The organism is Streptomyces sp. CB02980 (assembly GCF_014451325.2).
GTDB lineage: Bacteria > Actinomycetota > Actinomycetes > Streptomycetales > Streptomycetaceae > Streptomyces.
This window is the reverse complement of sequence record NZ_JACSCH020000027.1, coordinates 1-16161: the sequence shown is the minus strand read 5'-3', so window position 1 is coordinate 16161 and position 16161 is coordinate 1. Positions and strand designations below refer to the sequence as shown.

Annotated in this window: 11 protein-coding genes; 5 read left to right on the top strand and 6 right to left on the bottom strand. The window is 73.1% G+C overall.

Annotation, left to right across the window (positions count from 1 at the left end; translation table 11 throughout):
- Positions 1-69 precede the first annotated feature (69 nt).
- From E0F75_RS36745 to E0F75_RS36735, 3 genes are all read left to right on the top strand, one after another.
- Positions 70-1317 carry an MFS transporter gene (locus E0F75_RS36745; RefSeq protein ID WP_374115500.1) on the top strand — a complete coding sequence of 416 codons (1248 nt, stop codon included), beginning with the start codon at positions 70-72 and terminating at the stop codon, positions 1315-1317.
- A 180-nt stretch (positions 1318-1497) separates the two neighbouring features.
- Positions 1498-2847: an MFS transporter gene (locus E0F75_RS36740; protein ID WP_229315316.1), complete on the top strand. Its 1350-nt coding sequence runs from the start codon at positions 1498-1500 to the stop codon at positions 2845-2847.
- Between the two features lie 23 nt (positions 2848-2870).
- Positions 2871-3392: a hypothetical protein gene (locus E0F75_RS36735; RefSeq protein WP_229315315.1), complete on the top strand. Its 522-nt coding sequence runs from the start codon at positions 2871-2873 to the stop codon at positions 3390-3392.
- Positions 3393-3485: 93 nt separating this feature from the next.
- On the opposite strand, the gene E0F75_RS36730 is transcribed toward E0F75_RS36735, so the two are convergent.
- The 5 genes from E0F75_RS36730 to E0F75_RS36710 form a co-directional block, all read right to left on the bottom strand.
- Positions 3486-4094 (bottom strand): flavin reductase family protein, encoded by a 609-nt coding sequence (locus E0F75_RS36730; RefSeq protein WP_229315314.1) that lies wholly within the window; start codon positions 4092-4094, stop codon positions 3486-3488.
- 131 nt (positions 4095-4225) lie between these two features.
- A complete protein-coding gene (locus E0F75_RS36725) occupies positions 4226-7525 on the bottom strand; it encodes a hypothetical protein (protein ID WP_229315313.1) in 3300 nt (1099 codons plus the stop codon).
- Positions 7526-7683: 158 nt separating this feature from the next.
- Complete coding sequence (locus tag E0F75_RS36720; protein ID WP_374115499.1) at positions 7684-8508, bottom strand: enoyl-CoA hydratase/isomerase family protein; 825 nt, start codon at positions 8506-8508, stop codon at positions 7684-7686.
- A gap of 22 nt (positions 8509-8530) precedes the next feature.
- The gene (locus E0F75_RS36715) at positions 8531-10753 is read right to left on the bottom strand and encodes an acetate--CoA ligase family protein (protein ID WP_229315312.1); all 2223 of its coding nucleotides are present in this window, start codon (positions 10751-10753) and stop codon (positions 8531-8533) included.
- A 242-nt stretch (positions 10754-10995) separates the two neighbouring features.
- Complete coding sequence (locus tag E0F75_RS36710; RefSeq protein ID WP_229315311.1) at positions 10996-12147, bottom strand: NAD(P)/FAD-dependent oxidoreductase; 1152 nt, start codon at positions 12145-12147, stop codon at positions 10996-10998.
- Between the two features lie 193 nt (positions 12148-12340).
- Here E0F75_RS36710 and E0F75_RS36705 point away from each other — a divergent pair, with 193 nt between their 5' ends.
- Both E0F75_RS36705 and E0F75_RS36700 read left to right on the top strand, forming a co-directional pair.
- Positions 12341-12790, top strand: a complete 450-nt coding sequence (locus tag E0F75_RS36705) for a DoxX family membrane protein (protein WP_229315310.1) — start codon at positions 12341-12343, stop codon at positions 12788-12790.
- On the top strand, positions 12790-13206 hold the full coding sequence (locus E0F75_RS36700; RefSeq protein WP_229315309.1) for a Zn-ribbon domain-containing OB-fold protein: 417 nt from the start codon (positions 12790-12792) through the stop codon (positions 13204-13206). The genes E0F75_RS36705 and E0F75_RS36700 overlap by 1 nt, the downstream gene beginning before the upstream one ends.
- Before the next feature lie 74 nt (positions 13207-13280).
- Here E0F75_RS36700 and E0F75_RS40205 read toward each other — a convergent pair whose 3' ends face one another.
- Positions 13281-15287, bottom strand: a complete 2007-nt coding sequence (locus E0F75_RS40205; protein ID WP_267499990.1) for a protein kinase — start codon at positions 15285-15287, stop codon at positions 13281-13283.
- Positions 15288-16161: the final 874 nt, after the last annotated feature.

The window sequence follows — 16161 nt, the reverse complement described above, 5'->3', positions numbered from 1 at the left end:
GTGCTCCCTCCGGAGATCGGTCGAAATTCAGTGGTGGTGTAGACCACGTGGTGATAGGTCTACCTCTCCGTGACGGACAACACGTACAAGTCTGAGGCCGCCGAGCGGATTCCCGCCCCGGCCGAGCCGCCCGCACTGTGGAACCGCAACTTCCGGCTCTTCTTCGTCGCCCGGGGAGTCGCCGTCTTCGGCGAGGGCATGGTCCCGGTCGCCTTCGCCGCCGGACTCCTCGGCGCCGGCCACTCCGGCGCCACCGTCGGCTACGCGCTCGGCGGCTGGACCGCCGCCTTCGCGCTCTTCGTCCTCTTCGGCGGCGTCCTCGCCGACCGCTTCACCGCCCGCCGCATGATGATCCTCGCGGATCTGCTGCGGCTGCCCGGAGCGGCCGTCCTCGCCGTCGCCTTCACGCTCGGCGGCCCGCCCCTCTGGGCGGTCTACATCCTCTCCGTGCTCAGTGGCGTCGGAGCCGCCCTCTTCCAGCCGGGCGTCGCCTCGACCATCCCGCGCATCGCCCCCGACGTGCAGCGCGCCAACGCCGTCCTCCGCGTCGTCGAGGCCCTCATGATCATGGCGGGCCCGGCGGCGGCGGGCGTGCTCGTCGCCGTGTGGAACGCGGGCGCCGCCTTCGCCGTCAACGGCGCGACGTTCGCGGTCAGCGCCCTCTGCCTCACCCTGATGCGGATCGCACCGATCCCCTCCGACTCCCTGCGGCGCGATTCCCTCGGCGCCGAACTCATCGGTGGCTGGCGGGAGTTCAGGGCACGGAACTGGCTCTGGGGCGTCATCGCCATCTGGACCGTGTACGGGCTCACCGTGGCCGGCCCCATGGTGCCGCTGACCGCGAGCCTGGTCACCGAGGACCACGGCTCGGCCACGTACGGCGTGCTCATGGCCGTCAACGGTGCGGGCAGCGCCGTCGGCGGCCTGCTCGCCCTCCGGCTGCGCCCGCGCACCCCCCTCGCGGCGGGCGCGGTCGCACTCCTCGGCCTCCCCGTGAACCTCGCGCTGCTCGGACTCGGCGCGCCCGTGGCGCTGCTCGGCGCGGGCCAGTTCATCGGTGGCGCGGCCTTCGCCTTCTGGCTGGTGATGTGGTCGACGGCCGTGCAGACACACGTGCCGCAGGAGGCCCTGAACCGGATGCACGCGTACGACGTGGCCGGCTCGCTCCTGATGATGGGCGTCGGCCGCACCCTGTCGGGGCCGGTGGCGGCGGCGGTCGGCACCGAGGAGGTGCTGCTGGTGGGGGCGGGGATCGCGGTGCTCGTGGTGGGGGCGCTGCTTGCGGTACGCCCGATCAGGACGCTGCCGAGGGTGTGAGCGACGGCGTGGGTCTCCAGGTCGGCGGCCGAACCTGCGTCGGGCCGGTGCACCGGCCCGTGCCCCGACCTGTGCCCCGACGTGTGCCCCGACGTGTGCCCCGACGTGTGTCCCGATCCGTGTCCCGATCCATTCGAAAGCTGTCGTTCGGGCCAGTGGTCGGGCGCGGGCCGGGCCGGGATGCTCGGTGGCATGGCCCAGACAACCGAGACACCGCCCGCCGATACGCCCGACGGGCGGGCTGCCCCCAGCCCCGGCATCCCCGGCACCCCCCGCACGCCCCGGATCCATCGCGCCTGGTTCGTCGCGGCGGTCACCTTCGTCACGATCATCGGCGCGGCGGCGTTCGCTTCGCTCCCGGGCCTGCTGATCGAGCCGCTGCACGAGGACTTCGACTGGTCGCGGGGCACGATCGGCTTCGCCGTCTCGGTGAACCTCGCCCTCTACGGCCTCACGGCCCCCTTCGCCGCCGCCCTCATGGACCGCTTCGGCATCCGCCGGATCGTGGCGGTGGCACTGTCGGTCATCGCGCTCGGCTCGGTGCTCACGGTGTGGATGACGGCGGCCTGGCAGCTCGTCCTCTTCTGGGGCGTACTCGTCGGGCTCGGCAGCGGCTCGATGGCCCTCGCGTTCGCGGCGACGGTCACCAACCGCTGGTTCGTGGCCCGCCGGGGCCTGGTGACGGGCATCCTCACGGCGGCCGGCGCGTCCGGGCAGCTGGTGTTCCTGCCGCTGCTGTCCTGGCTGGTCGAGCACCACGGCTGGCGCCCGGCGGCCGTGACCGTGGCGCTCGCCGCGCTCGCTGTGGTCCCGTTCGTGTGGCTGCTGCTCCGGGACCATCCGGCGGACGTCGGGCTCGCCCCGTACGGCGGGGAGTACGCCGAGAAGCCGGCGCCCGTCACGGGCGCGGCCCGGCGCGCCGTCACGGTCCTGTTCAAGGCGGCCCGCACCGGCCCGTTCTGGCTCCTGGCGGGCACGTTCGCCATCTGCGGAGCGTCGACGAACGGCCTGGTGAAGACCCACTTCGTACCGGCGGCCCACGACCACGGGATGCCGGTGACGGCGGCGGCCGGACTGCTCGCGGTCATCGGCGTCTTCGACGTCGTCGGCACGATCGCCTCGGGCTGGTTCACCGACCGCTTCGAGGCCCGCCGGCTCCTCGCGGTCTACTACGCGCTCCGCGGCATCTCGCTCCTCTTCCTGCCGATGCTGCTCGCGCCGTCCGTGCACCCGCCGATGCTGTTCTTCATCGTGTTCTACGGCCTGGACTGGGTGGCCACGGTCCCGCCGACGATCGCCCTGTGCCGCGAGCACTACGGCGAGGACTCGGCGATCGTCTTCGGCTGGGTCCTCGCCTCCCATCAGGTGGGCGCGGCGGTCGTCGCGTTCGCGGGCGGAGTGGCCCGCGACGTCCTCGGCTCGTACGACGTCGTCTGGTACGCCTCGGGCGCGCTGTGCGCGGCGGCCGCGTTGATGGCCCTGGTGATCCGCCGCCCCCGGACGGAGACGGTGTCCCTGGCGGGAGCATGATGGCTGCCAGGGGGTGATCGCGCATGAGCGAGCGTGGCACGGCCAAGCGGGACGAGGGGCGCACGTACAGCCGGATGCTGTGGGCCTCGGTGCTCGCACTGGCCCTGGAGGGGGCCGTCGCCCTGATCCTGCTGGTGGTGTTCGGGGACGCCCGGCAGCCGGAGCCGGGTGAGGAGCGCCTCAGCGCGCTGACCCTCCTCGCGCTCCCGCTCCTCACGGTGGTCGGGCTGCTTCCGGCGTTCGCGGTCTCCGCCGCGCTCGTGCTGCCGGTCGTGCTCCTGGGCGAGGCCCTGACGCGCCGGCTGGGCGGGCGTCCGACCGGCTGGCAGCTGCTCCTGTCGACCGCCGCGGGGGCCCTGCTGTGGCCGGTCGCGGGCGGGCCGGGCTGGCTGGTGGCCACGGTGTGCCTGGCCGCGGCGGTGCTCGTCACGCGTCACGCGCGGCGGGGTTACTTCGTGGCGTTGCTGGTGTGGGGGACGGTCGCGGTGCTGACCGTGTTCCTGCTCGGCAGCGTGGGTCAGTCCACGGGCGGGATCGAGGCCTGAGGCGCTTCAGCGCGTGGGCGCTTTCGCGCTGAGCCGCTGTCGTGCCCGGGCGCCGTCGTGCTGAGCCGCTGTCGTGCCTGGCCGCTGTCGCGTCTAGGCGCTGAAGCGCCCGAACCTCCCCCGGTGGAACAGCAGTGGATCGCCGTCCTCCGCGGCACCGAGCGACTCCACCCGCCCCACCACGATCAGATGGTCGCCCCCGGTGTGCACGGCGGTGATCGCGCAGTCGATCCAGGCGGGCGCGCCGGCGAGCCGGGGGGAGCCCGTGCCCGGCGCCGGGGTCCAGTCGACGCCCGCGAACTTGTCCGCCCCGCTGACCGCGAACGACCGGCACAGCGGGCCCTGGTCGGCCCCGAGGATGTTGACGCAGAAGGTGCCGGCGCCCGCGATCCGGGGCCAGGTCGTCGACGTACGGGCGACCATGAAGGCGACCAGGGGCGGGTCGAGGGAGAGGGAGGCGAAGGACTGGCAGGCGAATCCGGCCGGTCCTTCCGCGCCGAGCGCGGTCACGATCGTGACCCCGCTCGCGAAGTGGCCGAGGACGCGGCGGAATTCGGCCGGGTCGACGGGCGGTCGCTCGTCCTCCCGTACCGCGCGCAGTACCGGCCGGGGCAGTGGTTCCACGGCCGTCGGCGAACCGGCCGCTCTCAGGTGTCGGACGACGGTGGCCGCCATCCCCGCGTGTCCCATCACGTCGTCCATTGAACCTGACGGTTCGTCAGATGAGAAGGGTGGAGACGGTGGAGACCCGGCGGGAAGCCCCGCACGCGAAAGCCCCCCGGGCGACGGCAGGACCGCCGCCCGGGGGGCTCTTCACCCGTCCGACCGAGGGATCAGCCGGCGACGGCGCCCGTCGCCCGGGTCCAGGCGACACCCGAGATGTGCCCGGTGCGGTGGGCGGTCACCCTGACGGTGATCCGGGTCCCGCGCTGGGCCTTGGTGAGCGTGAACGTGGCACGGGTGGCCCCGCTGATCGCCCGCCCGTTCGCGTACCACTGGTACGCGTACGAGGTCGGCGCCGGAGTCCACGTACCCCGGTTCAGAGTGAGCGTCCGCCCGACCTTGACCGTGCCGGTGAGGGCCGGGGCCTTGGTCGCCTTCGGTGCGGCGCCCTTCACCGCGAGGGATCCGCTGACCGCGGTGAGCGTCGGGTGCCCGGTCTTCCGTGCGATCACGGCCACCGACAGCTGCTTGCCCTGGATCGTGGAGGGAATCGTGTACGTGGAGGCCGTGGCCCCCGCGATCGCGACCCCGTTGGCCCGCCACTGGTACGCGAGCGAGTTCACCGGCAGCGACCACGACCCGGGCTTCGCCGTCACCTTCCCGCCGACGACCGCCGTACCGGAGATACCGGGGGCGGCGGTGTTGCGGAGCGCGGCGACGACGGTCACCGACGCCTTCATGAACTGCGCGCCGAACGCGTAGACGCTGGTGCTCAGGGAGCCGAGCGGCGCGTTCGTGAGGTCCAGCGCGACCGTCATGCTGCGCCGGTCCGGCGCGACGGAGAGGGTGGTGGACTCGGCCCGGAAGGACCCGTTCGTCACGACGACCTTGGCCGAGGCGGGCAGCGCCGAGCCGGTGACGGTCATCGAGATCCTGCCCCGGCCGACCGCGGCCGGGCCGACGGTGCCGACGGAGCGCTCGTCGGGGCCGCAGACGACGCCGGTGCAGGAGAACTGCGCCTTGACCGGCGTGGAGGCCTGCGCCGGCTTCTCCGGCAGGCCGATCACGAGCGTGGTCGGCTTGGCCGTCTTCGGGTACCCGCCCGACAGCCCGCAGCTGTAGATCTCGCCCCGACTCGTGTACGAGCCGCCGCAGAAGTTCACCCGGCTGCTCCGGTCGTACATCCGGGGCCGCGGCATGGTCGCGAAGGTGCCGGCCGGGCTGAACGCCGCTTCGTAGTAGTCGCCCGCGGCGGTCGGGAGCGCCCAGCACAGCGTGGCGCGCTGCTCGCTGAGGGTGCCGGTGAGCGGACCGAAGCCGTAGCTCACGTTCGCCACCTTGGCGCACTCCGGGGCGGGCCCGGTCGGCGTGCCGATACGGGCGGCGTCGAGCCGGTAGGCGGCGGGTGCGGTGCCGCCCGCCGGGACCTGGATCAGCACCTGGTAGGCGGCGGAACCGGTGGCGGCGCAGCCCCTGGCGAAGTAGTCGCAGACCGCATTGCCCTTGGCGTCCATGGCCATGAGCCGGACGGAGTCGTTCGCGTCCCGCGCGTCCAGGTGCAGGGTGTCCCCGGCGGCGGACGTCGTGACCCGGTGGCACCGGAAGGTGCCGGGCGCGGCCGGGACGCCCCCGGTGGACGGGCCGCCTGCGGCGACGGCCGGGGTGGTGACGCAGCCGCGCGCGGTGGCGGTGACGTCCTGACGGGTCAGCAGCGTCTCGGCGGTCACGTCACGGCCCTGGACGAGGACCGTGTGGGCAAGGCCCGGGGTCAGGTCGCAGACCGAGAAGGTGCCGTAGTAGTTGCGGATCTCGCAGCTGACCCTGCCCTTCGCGTCCACCACCACGGCTTCGGCGGACGAGCCGCCGGCGCCCTTCGCGATCTGGAACAGCTCGTTCGCGGAGTGGGCGGTGGCGGGGATCGTCAGGCAGCCGGCGAAGACGCCGTTGCCGGTCTTCACGACCGACCGGGCCGGGGCCGCGCTGAACTCGGCGGCGGTGAAGGTCGGGCAGGTGGAGGGCGCGTCGGTCCGGTGGACGACGAGACCGTAGCCGTCGCCGCCCTCGGTCGCGTCCTCGTCGACGACGATCAGCCGGTAGGGGGCGGTACCGCCGAGCGTGCAGGTGGCGTCCCACAGGTTCGTGGCGTAGAGGCACTGCTCGGCGCCGGTCGCGTCGTACACCGTGATGTCGGTGGCGAGGTCCGACTGGACGGCGAGGTGCGCGCCCTGCGGCAGCGGCAGGTTCAGGCAGTCGACCTCGCCGGGCGCGGAGAACGCGCCCCGGTAGGCGGCGGTGAGCGCGACCCCGTCCACGCAGCCCTCGGTGGAGCCGCGGCCGAAGAACTGGACGGCGTCGTCGGTGAGGACGGTGTACGCCGTGCCCGCCGTGAGCGTGCAGAGCCCCTCGTAGCTCCGGCAGGCGTAGGTGCCGTCCTGCTTGTACACGGAGACGTTGCTGCGGTTGCCCTCCTCGGACACGGCCCGTACGTCGTACCGGCCGGACACGGTGGGCGTGAACGTCTTGCAGCCGGTCGCGGGCCCTGACCGGTCCGGCGCGGTGCCGTAGACGGACGGGGCGACGGTGACGCAGCCCGCGGGGTCGGACAGGCGGCGGACCTTCAGCGCGTAGGGGGCGTTGAGGCTCCCGTCCTCCTGGTTGCCGACGACCGCGTAGACGCGGTGGCCGTCGGTGCCCTCGGGCAGGACGCAGCCCTCGGAGCCGTCCTGGTTGCGCTCCACGCAGAGGCGCTTGCCGGTGGCGTCGGAGATCCACGCGAAGGAGTCGCCGTAGGTGACGCGCCGCAGCTCCGTCGTGATCCGCTCACCCGGGGCGGCGGTGAAGGAGTGGCAGACGACGCCCAGCGGGCCGGCGCCGGTGCCGGTCACCGGGGCCGTGGCGTACCCGGTGCCGGGAACGGCGGGGCAGTCACCCTGGGCGGTGGCCATCAGCGGGACGAGAGCGACCCGGTTCTTGGCGGCCTCCCATCCGTTGTTGGTGAGCTTGAGCGTGTACCGGCCGACGGCCAGGTCGCACCAGGCGTCCTTGTAGACCCAGTCCTGGCACGTGACCTTGTCCTCACCCGCGTACAGCCCCGGGTAGGTGTCGTGGCCGCCGTCGATGAGGATGCGGTACGTGCCGGGCTGCTCCACGGTGACGGTGAAGCAGGTGGTGCCCTTCGACTCGACGGTGACCTGCTGGACCGCGTCGCCGGGGTCGCCGATCGGCGCGAGCGGCATCGCGGGACACGGGTCGGTGGTCGGTGTCGGGTCGGGCGTCGGCTCCGTGGTCGGAGTCGGCTCGGGCGCCGGCTCGGTCGTGGCCGACGGCTCCGGCACGGTCGGCTCGGGTGCGGTCGGCTCGGGCGCCGGGTCCGTCGTCGAGGGCTCCGGCTCCGGCGCGGGCGCCGAGCTCGCGGCCGGCGGTGCCGGCGTCGCCGCCAGGGCCGTGCCCGTCGGGAGCAGCGGGCCCACGAGGGCCGTCAGCAGGGCCGGGATCAGCAGAAGTGATCTTCCGGATCTTCGGGATCTTTTGCGCGAGCGCGCGGAGTTGGGCATTCCGTTCCCCCCGGAGCGGCGGTGTGTCATATGCGCGACACACGATACGGCCCAGGTCCGCCACGGTCGCGCGACTATCTCCCCTCGTACCGCGCCTCCCGCCGCTCCACGAAGCTCGCCACGCCCTCCTTCGCGTCCCGCGTCGTCATGTTGATCTCCTGCGCCGCCGCCTCCGCCGCGAAGGCCGCCGCACGGTCCACGTCCAGGGACGCGTTCACCAGCTGCTTCGTCAGCGCGAGCGCCCGCGTCGGGCCCTGGGCCAGACGTTCCGCCCATTCCCGGGCCGCCTTCGGCAGCTCCTCCGCCGGGACGACCCGGTTCACCAGGCCCATGCCGTACGCCTCCGTCGCCGACACCGCGTCCCCGAAGAACATCAGCTCCTTCGCCCGCTGCGGCCCGATCAGCCGCGGCAGCAGATACGCCCCGCCGCCGTCCGGGACGAGCCCCCGCCGTACGAACACCTCGATGAAGCGCGCGGAGTCCGCCGCCAGGACCAGGTCGCACGCGAACGCCAGATGCGCCCCGATCCCCGCCGCCGTCCCGTTCACCGCCGCGATCACCGGCTTCTCGCAGTCCATGACGGCCCCGATGAACCGCTGCGCCCCGCGCCGGATCGTGCGCGCCACGTCCCCGGGGACGGTCTCCGAGACCGCCGGCGCGCCCCGCAGGTCCGCCCCCGCGCAGAAGCCGCGGCCCGTCGCCGTCACCACCACCGCCCGGACGTCCGGGTCGGCGGAAGCCCCGTCGAGCAGGGCCATGATGCGTTCCCGCTGGTCCCAGGTGACCGCGTTCATCGCCTCGGGGCGGTTGAGGGTGATCCACAAGACGCCGTTCTCGACGGTGTGGAGGACATCGGCGTGGAGGGCATCGGCGTGGAGGGCATCCGGCACGTCGGTCACAAGAGCTCCCAGAAGGTGTTGGCTAACGACAGACCGCGAGTGCGTCCAGGGCCACCGCACCCTGCCCCCGCGGCAGCACCATCAGCGGGTTGATGTCGAGCTCGGCGAGGTCGCCGTCGAGTTCCAGAGCCATCCGCTGCACCCGCAGCACCACCTCGACGAGCGCGTCCACGTCGGCCGGCGGCGCACCCCGTACCCCGTCGAGAAGGGCCCGGCCGCGCAGTTCGCCGAGCATCGAGCGCGCCTCGGACTCCCCGAACGGCGGGACCCGTACGGCCGTGTCGTTGAGGACCTCCACCAGGACCCCGCCGAGCCCGACCGTCACCGTCGGGCCGAACAGGTCGTCGCGGGTCACGCCCACCACCATCTCCACACCGCGCCCGACCATCTGGCAGACGAGGATCCCGTCGAGGTCGATCGACTCGAAGCGGGCGATGTCGGTGAGTTCGCGGTACGCGTCCCTGACCTGGCTCGCGGAGGTCAGTCCGACCTTCACCAGGCCCAGTTCGGTCTTGTGGGCGAGCTGCGCGCCCGAGGCCTTCATCACGACCGGGTAGCCGACGAGCCCGGCCGCCCGGACGGCCGCCGCCGCGCTGGTGACGAGCTGCTCGCGCGGCACCCGTATCCCGTACGCCCGCAGGAGCTGCTTCGCCGCGTGCTCGCTGAGCCGCCGGCCGGGCCGCATGAGGGCCTGGGCCTTGCGGAAGGAGGGGGAGGGGGTGCGGGGTGCCTCGTCGAAGGGGGAGCGGTAGGCGGTGGTGAAGCGGTGGTGGTCGAGATGGGCCTTCACGGCCCCGATGCAGTTGCCGAACGTACGGAAGGTGGCGACGCGCGAGGAGCCGAGCAGAGTCGTGCGGTACGCGTCCTCCGTACCGACCGGCGACCCCCACACCACGCACACCAGCTTGTCCGTCGCCTCGGCGGCGTCGACGAGGTCCTGGGCGAGCTTGTCGCTCATGGGAGGGAACGGCCCGGTGATCGGACAGATCAGCACGCCCACCGACGGGTCGGCGAGGATCGCGTCGATGATCTTCCGGCCGCGCCAGTCGCCCACCGGGTGCCCGCCGTTGTCGACGGGGTTGGAGACGGAGAGGTACTCCGGGATCCACTCGTGCAGTTCGTCCTGCTTGGCCTGCGGGAGGGTGGGCAGCTGGAGCCCCGCCTCGGTGGCCAGGTCGGCGAAGTGGGCACCCGTACCGCCGGATATGGAGTAGACGACGACGCCGTCGGCCTGCGGGCGGCGGGCGCGGGCGAGCAGGGTCGCGGTGTCCTGGAGCTGGTCGAGGCCGTCGACCCGGATCACCCCGAACTGGCGCATGGCCGCGTCGACGACCTGGTCGGCGCCGGTGAGCTTGCCGGTGTGGGAGGCGGCCGTACGGGCCCCGGTCTCGGTGCGGCCGACCTTCACGGCGACGACCGGGACGCCATGGCGGGCGGCCCGGTCGGCGGCGAGGAGGAAGGAACGGCCGTCCTTGAGGCCCTCGACGTAACAGGCGATGGCGCCGACCTCGGGCCGTCCGGCGAAGTACGAGATGAAGTCGGAGGTCTCCAGGTCGGCCTCGTTGCCGGTGGGCGCCCAGTGGGAGAGGCGGACGCCGAGCTCCTGGAGGGTGAAGACGGGCCGCCCCTGGTGGCCGGACTGGGTGATGAGGGCGACGGCGGGGCCTTCGAGGTCCTCACGGAAGCGCTCGAAGGCGTTGAGGTTGGTGTTGGGGCCGAGGAGGCGGAGTCCGGAGCGGCGTACGGCGGCGGCGAGACGTTCCTGCGCGGCGGCCCCGGCCGCGCCGGTCTCGGCGAAGCCGGAGGCGAAGGCGACCGCGAACTTCACCTTGGTCTCGGCGAGTTGCTCGATGACGGGGAGCGGGTCGGCGACGAGGAGGACGGCGAGGTCGACGGGCTCGGTGAGTGCGCCGACGGAGGGTACGCAGGCGATCCCGAACACGCTGGTGCGGGTCGGGTGCACGGGCACGAGCCGGGCCCCGACCCGCTCGGCCCAGGCGAGCAGTTGCCGGGTGATCCCGGTGTTGGGCCGGCCCTCGGTGTCGGATGCGCCGACGACGGCGACGGACTCGGGCCGGAAGAAACGGTCGAGGTCGGGCACGGCCGCGTGCAGCGGACGCCCGCTGACGTCCTGGTCGCCGGGGGCGGCGGTGACGCCGTGCACGGTGGTGCGGGGCGACTCCCCGCAGGCGTCCACGCGGGCGCGGAGATCGGTGGTGAAGGTGCCGTGAGTCGATCCAAGCATGTGTTCCGCCCGCCCTTCACCCATCCGTATACACCTGACGCTCAGTCAGATTACAGAACTGACGGCCAGTCAGGAATAGGTGTGAGGCGGCCGGTGTGCGGCGTCCGGTGTGAGGCGGCCGGTGTGAGGCGGCGGTCGCGTGAGGCGACGGCCGCCGGGGGCATCGGTCGCGTGGCTCTCGGGGGCGTCGGTCGCGTGGGGCGACGGCTCTCGGGGTGGCGCCTGGAGGGGCCCGGCCCGGACTACCGAGCGATCCGCCGCGCGATCTTCTCCGCGTCGATCGCCAGCTCCCGGAACATCCCGCTGATCGGGTTCGTGAACCCCGTGAAGTACAGGCCGGGCGCCTCGCGCGGGCAGCGCGCCCCGTGCACCACCGGGTGCCCGCGCTCGTCGAGCACGTCCAGATGCCCGACGAGCGGCTCCAGGGCGCGCCGGTAGCCGGTCGCCGCGATCACCGCGTCCGGGGCGATCCGGGTGCCGTCCGCGAGGACCACCTCGCCGTCCTCGAAGGCCTCCACGGCCGCGACGACCTCGACCTTCCCCGCCCGCACCGCGTCGATCAGGCCCACGTCCTGCACCGGGATCGCGCCCTCGCGCTGGCGCGTCGCGAGGCCCTTGTCGGGCCGGGGCAGCCCGTACGCCGAGAGGTCCGGCGTCCCGACCCGGGCCGCGAGGGTGCCCAGCCGGTCGACGAGGGCCGTCGGCAGGCGGCGGACGAGGATGCCGGAGCGCTGCGCCGGCCAGCCGGCGGTGGTGCGCTTCACGATGTGCGGGACGGTCCGCACCGCGAGCCGCACCCGGGCGGCGCCGCCGTCGGCGAGGTCGGCGGCGATCTCGGCGCCGGTGTTGCCGATGCCGACGACGAGGACGTCCTTCCCGGCGTACGGCTCCGGGTTGCGATAGGTCCGGGCGTGGTCGAGGCGCCCCTTGTACGCGTCGCGGCCGGGCCAGTCGGGCAGGCGCGGGGTGTGGTTGTAGCCGGTGGCCACGACGACCGCCCGCCCGGTGAGCCGGCGCCCGCCGGTCGCGTGCAGGACCCAGTCGGCCCCGGCCCGCTCGACACGGAAGACCTCGACGCCCGTCACGATCTCCAGCTCGTGCTTCTCGGTGTACCTCTCCAGGTAGCGCACCACGTCCGCGCGGGCGACCCAGCGTCCGAAGGAGCGGGGCATCTTGAGCCCGGGAAGGGCGGAGAGCCGCCGGGTGGTGTGCAGCCGCAGCCGGTCGTAGTGGGCACGCCAGGAGGCGCCGACGGCGTCGGACTTCTCCAGGACGACGGCCCGGACGCCCCGCGCGCGCAGGGCGGCGGCGACCGCGAGCCCGCCGGGGCCCGCGCCGATGACGTACACGGGGTGGTCAGCCTGTGGAGAGAGTGCAAGGGGGGTGGTGGACATGAGTGCTGAGCGTAATGACGTGTACACGCTGTGGGTCTCGGTCAAGAGGGATTTCGGTTGCGAATCGGTCACGCCGACCGCCCGGTTCGACCGCTCGCTCCGGTCGCCCGGCACCCCCTCTTGCGCGGGAGGCGGGGCTGCGCTGAACTGACGTACCGTCAGATTGAGTGGTGTCCCACGAGGGGGAGCGCGCATGCAGACCGTCTGGCTCACCGGCGCCGAATGGCTCGCCGTCCTCCGCATCGGCCTCGGCCTGTGGTGGCTGGAGAGCTGGCGCCACAAGGACAAGAAGGGCTGGTTCGAGCGCGGCACCGGCATGGCCTGGGCCGCCGACGTGGCCGGCAAGCACAAGTGGCCGCCGGTCAAGAAGGGCTTCGAGACGATCGTCGCCCCGCGCCCCAAGCTCATGGCGTACGTCGTCGTCTACGCCGAACTGGCCCTCGGGCTCGGCCTGGTGGTCGGCTTCCTGACCCCGGTCGCCCTGATCGGCGGCCTCCTCCTGAACCTTCTCTACCTCGTCCTCATGATCCACGACTGGGCCGAGCAGGGGCAGAACGCGATGATGGCGCTCATCTCGCTCGTCGCCCTCCTCGCCATGTCCTGGCAGACCTGGTCCCTCGACCACGCGATCGGACTCTTCTGATGACGGCTGCCGACCCCGACATCGACACCTTCACCCGCCCGTACTGGGACGCCGCTGCCGAGGGACACCTCCTCCTGCGCCGCTGCACGGCCTGCGGCCGCGTCCACCACTACCCGCGCGAGTTCTGCCCGCACTGCTGGAGCGAGGACGTGACCTGGGAACGCGCGAGCGGCCGCGCGACCCTCTACACCTGGTCGGTCGTCCACCGGAACGACCTCCCGCCCTTCGGCGAGCGGGTCCCGTACGTGGCGGCGGTCGTCGACCTCGCCGAGGGTCCGCGCATGATGACGGAGGTCGTGGAGGTGGCGGAGGGCGACCTCCGGATCGGGATGGAACTGGAGGTCGCCTTCCGGCGGGAGGGGGATGTGACGGTCCCGGTCTTCACGGGAGCCGCCGCCGTCGGTCGCTTGACGTAGGGGCGAGGAGCTCGGCGCGAGGAGCTCGGCGGTGGACACCGAGCCGTGGGCACCGGGCGGCAGGCCGTGTCCGGTCAGACGGGGGAGACGTTCCTCCAGAGCTGGGTGGCGCTGCTCGGGTCGCAGGTGTACGACATCATGAACGGCGGCCCGGCGACCATGCACTGGCCGCTGTTCATGTTCTTGACGGTCATGCCGGCGGACGTCTTGGTGTTGATCTTCCACGACTGGGTGCTGGAGCCGTTGCACGCCTTGGCGGTGAAGCCCGGTGTCCCGCCCGGCTGGAGGCAGTGGCCGGACGCCTTGTTGATCAGCCGGAAGGTGCCGTTCGCGCCGGGCGAGTAGATCCAGGTGTAGGAGATCGTGCCGCTGTTGGGCGGGGTACCGCACGGCACGGTGTTGACCAGGATGGCGTAGCCGGGGTTGGACTCGGCCAGGCACTCGCCGTTGGAGACGCTCTCGATGGAGTACGTCCCCGAGGGTGCCGAGCCGCCGGTGGCCGGCGGCGGCGCGGGCTTCGTGGTCCGCGGCGGCTGCGTGGCCGGAGGGCGGGTCGTGGTGCCGCCGCCGCCGGGGGTCGTGGGGTTGGAGCCGCCGCCGGAAGGATCGGAGGGTTCGGCCGCGCCGCCGGAGCCGCTGCCGGAGCCGTTCCCGCCACCGCCCCCGGGCTGGGTGCCGGTGCCGCCCACGACTGCGCCACCGCCACCGACGGCGCCACCGCCGTCGGCGGGCGGGGGCGCGCCGGGGGAAGTGACCGGCGGCTTGGACGACGGCGGCTTGGATCCGGGCGGGGTCTTGGCGGAAGGCGAGCCGGGCGGGGTCGACGGGAGCTGTACGTTCGCCGGCTGCGAGGCCACGGCGGACGGCGGCGAAGAGGGCCCGGAGCCCGCGCCGAGCTGACCGATCTGGTACGGGCCGAGGGCCACGGTCAGGGTGGTGCCGGTCGCCACGACGACGGGCACGGCGAACATGACGAACCGGTTCCGCTTCTCGCGCGGCCCGCGGGCGGCGGAACCGGTGACGGCGAGCGGATCGGGAGAGGCGGTGGCGGGCTCCTTCGAGCCGGCCTGCGGGGTGAGGGAGGCGGTGGCGACGTCCTCGGCGGGCTCGGCCTTGGCGAGCTCCGCCAGATGCTCGGCGGTGGGCGGCTCGGCGGCGAAGGCGGCCCGCTCGGCTATGCGCTCACCGACGGAGGAGGGCCAGAGGGCGCCCGCGGCGCGCTCGGAGGTGCGCTTGACGAGCTCGGCGGCCGTGGGGCGGTCGGCCGGGTCCTTGGCGAGGCAGGTGCGGATGAGATCGGCGAGCTCGGGCTCGGTCTCGGTGAGCCGGCCGAACTCGGGCTCGGCGTGGACGACGCGGTAGAGCAGGTCGGGGCCGGAGCCGTCGCCGAAGGGAGGGCGGCCGTTCGCCGCGTAGAGGAGGAGGCTGCCGAGGGCGAAGACATCGGCGGCGCCGGTGAGCCGGCGGTCGGCGACGGCCTGCTCGGGGGCCATGTAGGCGGGGGTGCCGATGACCATGCCGGTCTTGGTGAGCCGGCTCTGGTCGGCGGCGCGGGCGACGCCGAAGTCGATGAGGGAGAGGCCGGAGGAGGTGAGCATGACGTTGGAGGGCTTGAGGTCGCGGTGCACCATGTCGGCGCCGTGGACGACCCCGAGCCCGGTGGCGGCGTGGTGGAGGAGTCGCCAGAGGGCGGGGCCGAGGAGGGGGCCGCCGTGCAGCCGGATGGCCTCGTTGAGGGTGATGCCCGGGATGTACTCGGTGGCGAACCACGGTGGCTTGGCCGTGCGGTCGCTGGCGAGCAGCTTGGTGTTGGCGCCGGCGGGGAGCCGGGCGAGGTTGTCGAGCTCGTGGCCGAAGTGGCTGAGGAAGTCGGCGTCTTCGGCGAGCACGGGAAGAACCCGCTTCACCGCGGCGAACTTCCCGGGCACGGCGCCGAGATAGACCCGCCCCATCCCACCGGACCCGAGGACACCGAGCAGCCTGAAAGCGCCGATCTGCCGGGGATCACCCGGTTCCAGCGGCATGGCCCCGCTGCCGTCCAGACTGCCCAAATTAGAGTTGTTTTCCAGTTCCCCCTGCATGGGCCACACAGTAGCGGAGGGGGTTTGCGATCTGAATCGAAGCCAAGTGCTTGTTTCTGGACTGTAGTTGAACGAAGGGTGGCGCCTTCGCGGGGGCTGGGTCCTGGGGGCGGGGGTTTCGGGTGGGGTGCGGGTGCGGCCGCCCTCTTTCCGAGTGTGGCGTCCTCCGCCACCGGGTCAAGGGCGCTCCTGCGTCGCGTCGGCTTCGCCGATGGCCTTCGGCCACCCTTGACCCGGCGGCGGAGGCCGCCTTTTCACACTCGGAGGGCGGCCGAGGGCCGGGGCCTGCGCGGATGCCTGGGGTGTGGCTGGGGTCGGTGTGCGTCCGCCGGCTGGTGGTCGGGTGCGAGGCCGGGCATCGGTCGCGGTGGGTGTGGCTGTGCCGGTGAGTGGGTGGGGGCTTGGTTCGTTGTGCGGGCCGGTGGGCTTCCGTCGGCCGGTTCGGGGTGCGCGGTTGTTGAATGGGGCGGCCCGGCTTCGGCTTAGCGGCGGACCGGCGTCCCCGGGCGGGGCTTCAGGCCCCGCCGGTCTGTCTTGGTGGGCGGTGGGGGCTGTCGGCGTGAGTTTCTTGCAGTTTCATCGCCCGATAAGGGTGATTCACCCCCAATGGGGCTTATTCCGGGGCCTGTTACTCGGAGTAGTGCGCAGTTGTCCACGCCTGCTACCCACCGGGAGTGACCAGCGGGGCCTGAAGCTCCACTCCGAACGAGCTTCCGTCGCTGAGCCGAGCCTGACCGCCCCATCCAACAACCGCGCACCCCGAACCGACGGAACAACGCCCACCGGCCCCCGCAACAAACCAAGCCCCCACCCACCGGCCCGCACGCGCCCTCCCGCCCCGACCGCTGCCCGGGCCGTACGCGGTGACCCCGCC

Coding starts and splice junctions, on each gene's coding strand:
- E0F75_RS36705 (WP_229315310.1), top strand. CDS start 12,341: ATGCAGACCGTCTGGCTCACCGGCGCCGAATGGCTCGCCGTCCTCCGC.
- E0F75_RS36735 (WP_229315315.1), top strand. CDS start 2,871: ATGAGCGAGCGTGGCACGGCCAAGCGGGACGAGGGGCGCACGTACAGC.
- E0F75_RS36730 (WP_229315314.1), bottom strand. CDS start 4,094: ATGGACGACGTGATGGGACACGCGGGGATGGCGGCCACCGTCGTCCGA.
- E0F75_RS40205 (WP_267499990.1), bottom strand. CDS start 15,287: ATGCAGGGGGAACTGGAAAACAACTCTAATTTGGGCAGTCTGGACGGC.
- E0F75_RS36740 (WP_229315316.1), top strand. CDS start 1,498: ATGCTCGGTGGCATGGCCCAGACAACCGAGACACCGCCCGCCGATACG.
- E0F75_RS36710 (WP_229315311.1), bottom strand. CDS start 12,147: ATGTCCACCACCCCCCTTGCACTCTCTCCACAGGCTGACCACCCCGTG.
- E0F75_RS36715 (WP_229315312.1), bottom strand. CDS start 10,753: ATGCTTGGATCGACTCACGGCACCTTCACCACCGATCTCCGCGCCCGC.
- E0F75_RS36700 (WP_229315309.1), top strand. CDS start 12,790: ATGACGGCTGCCGACCCCGACATCGACACCTTCACCCGCCCGTACTGG.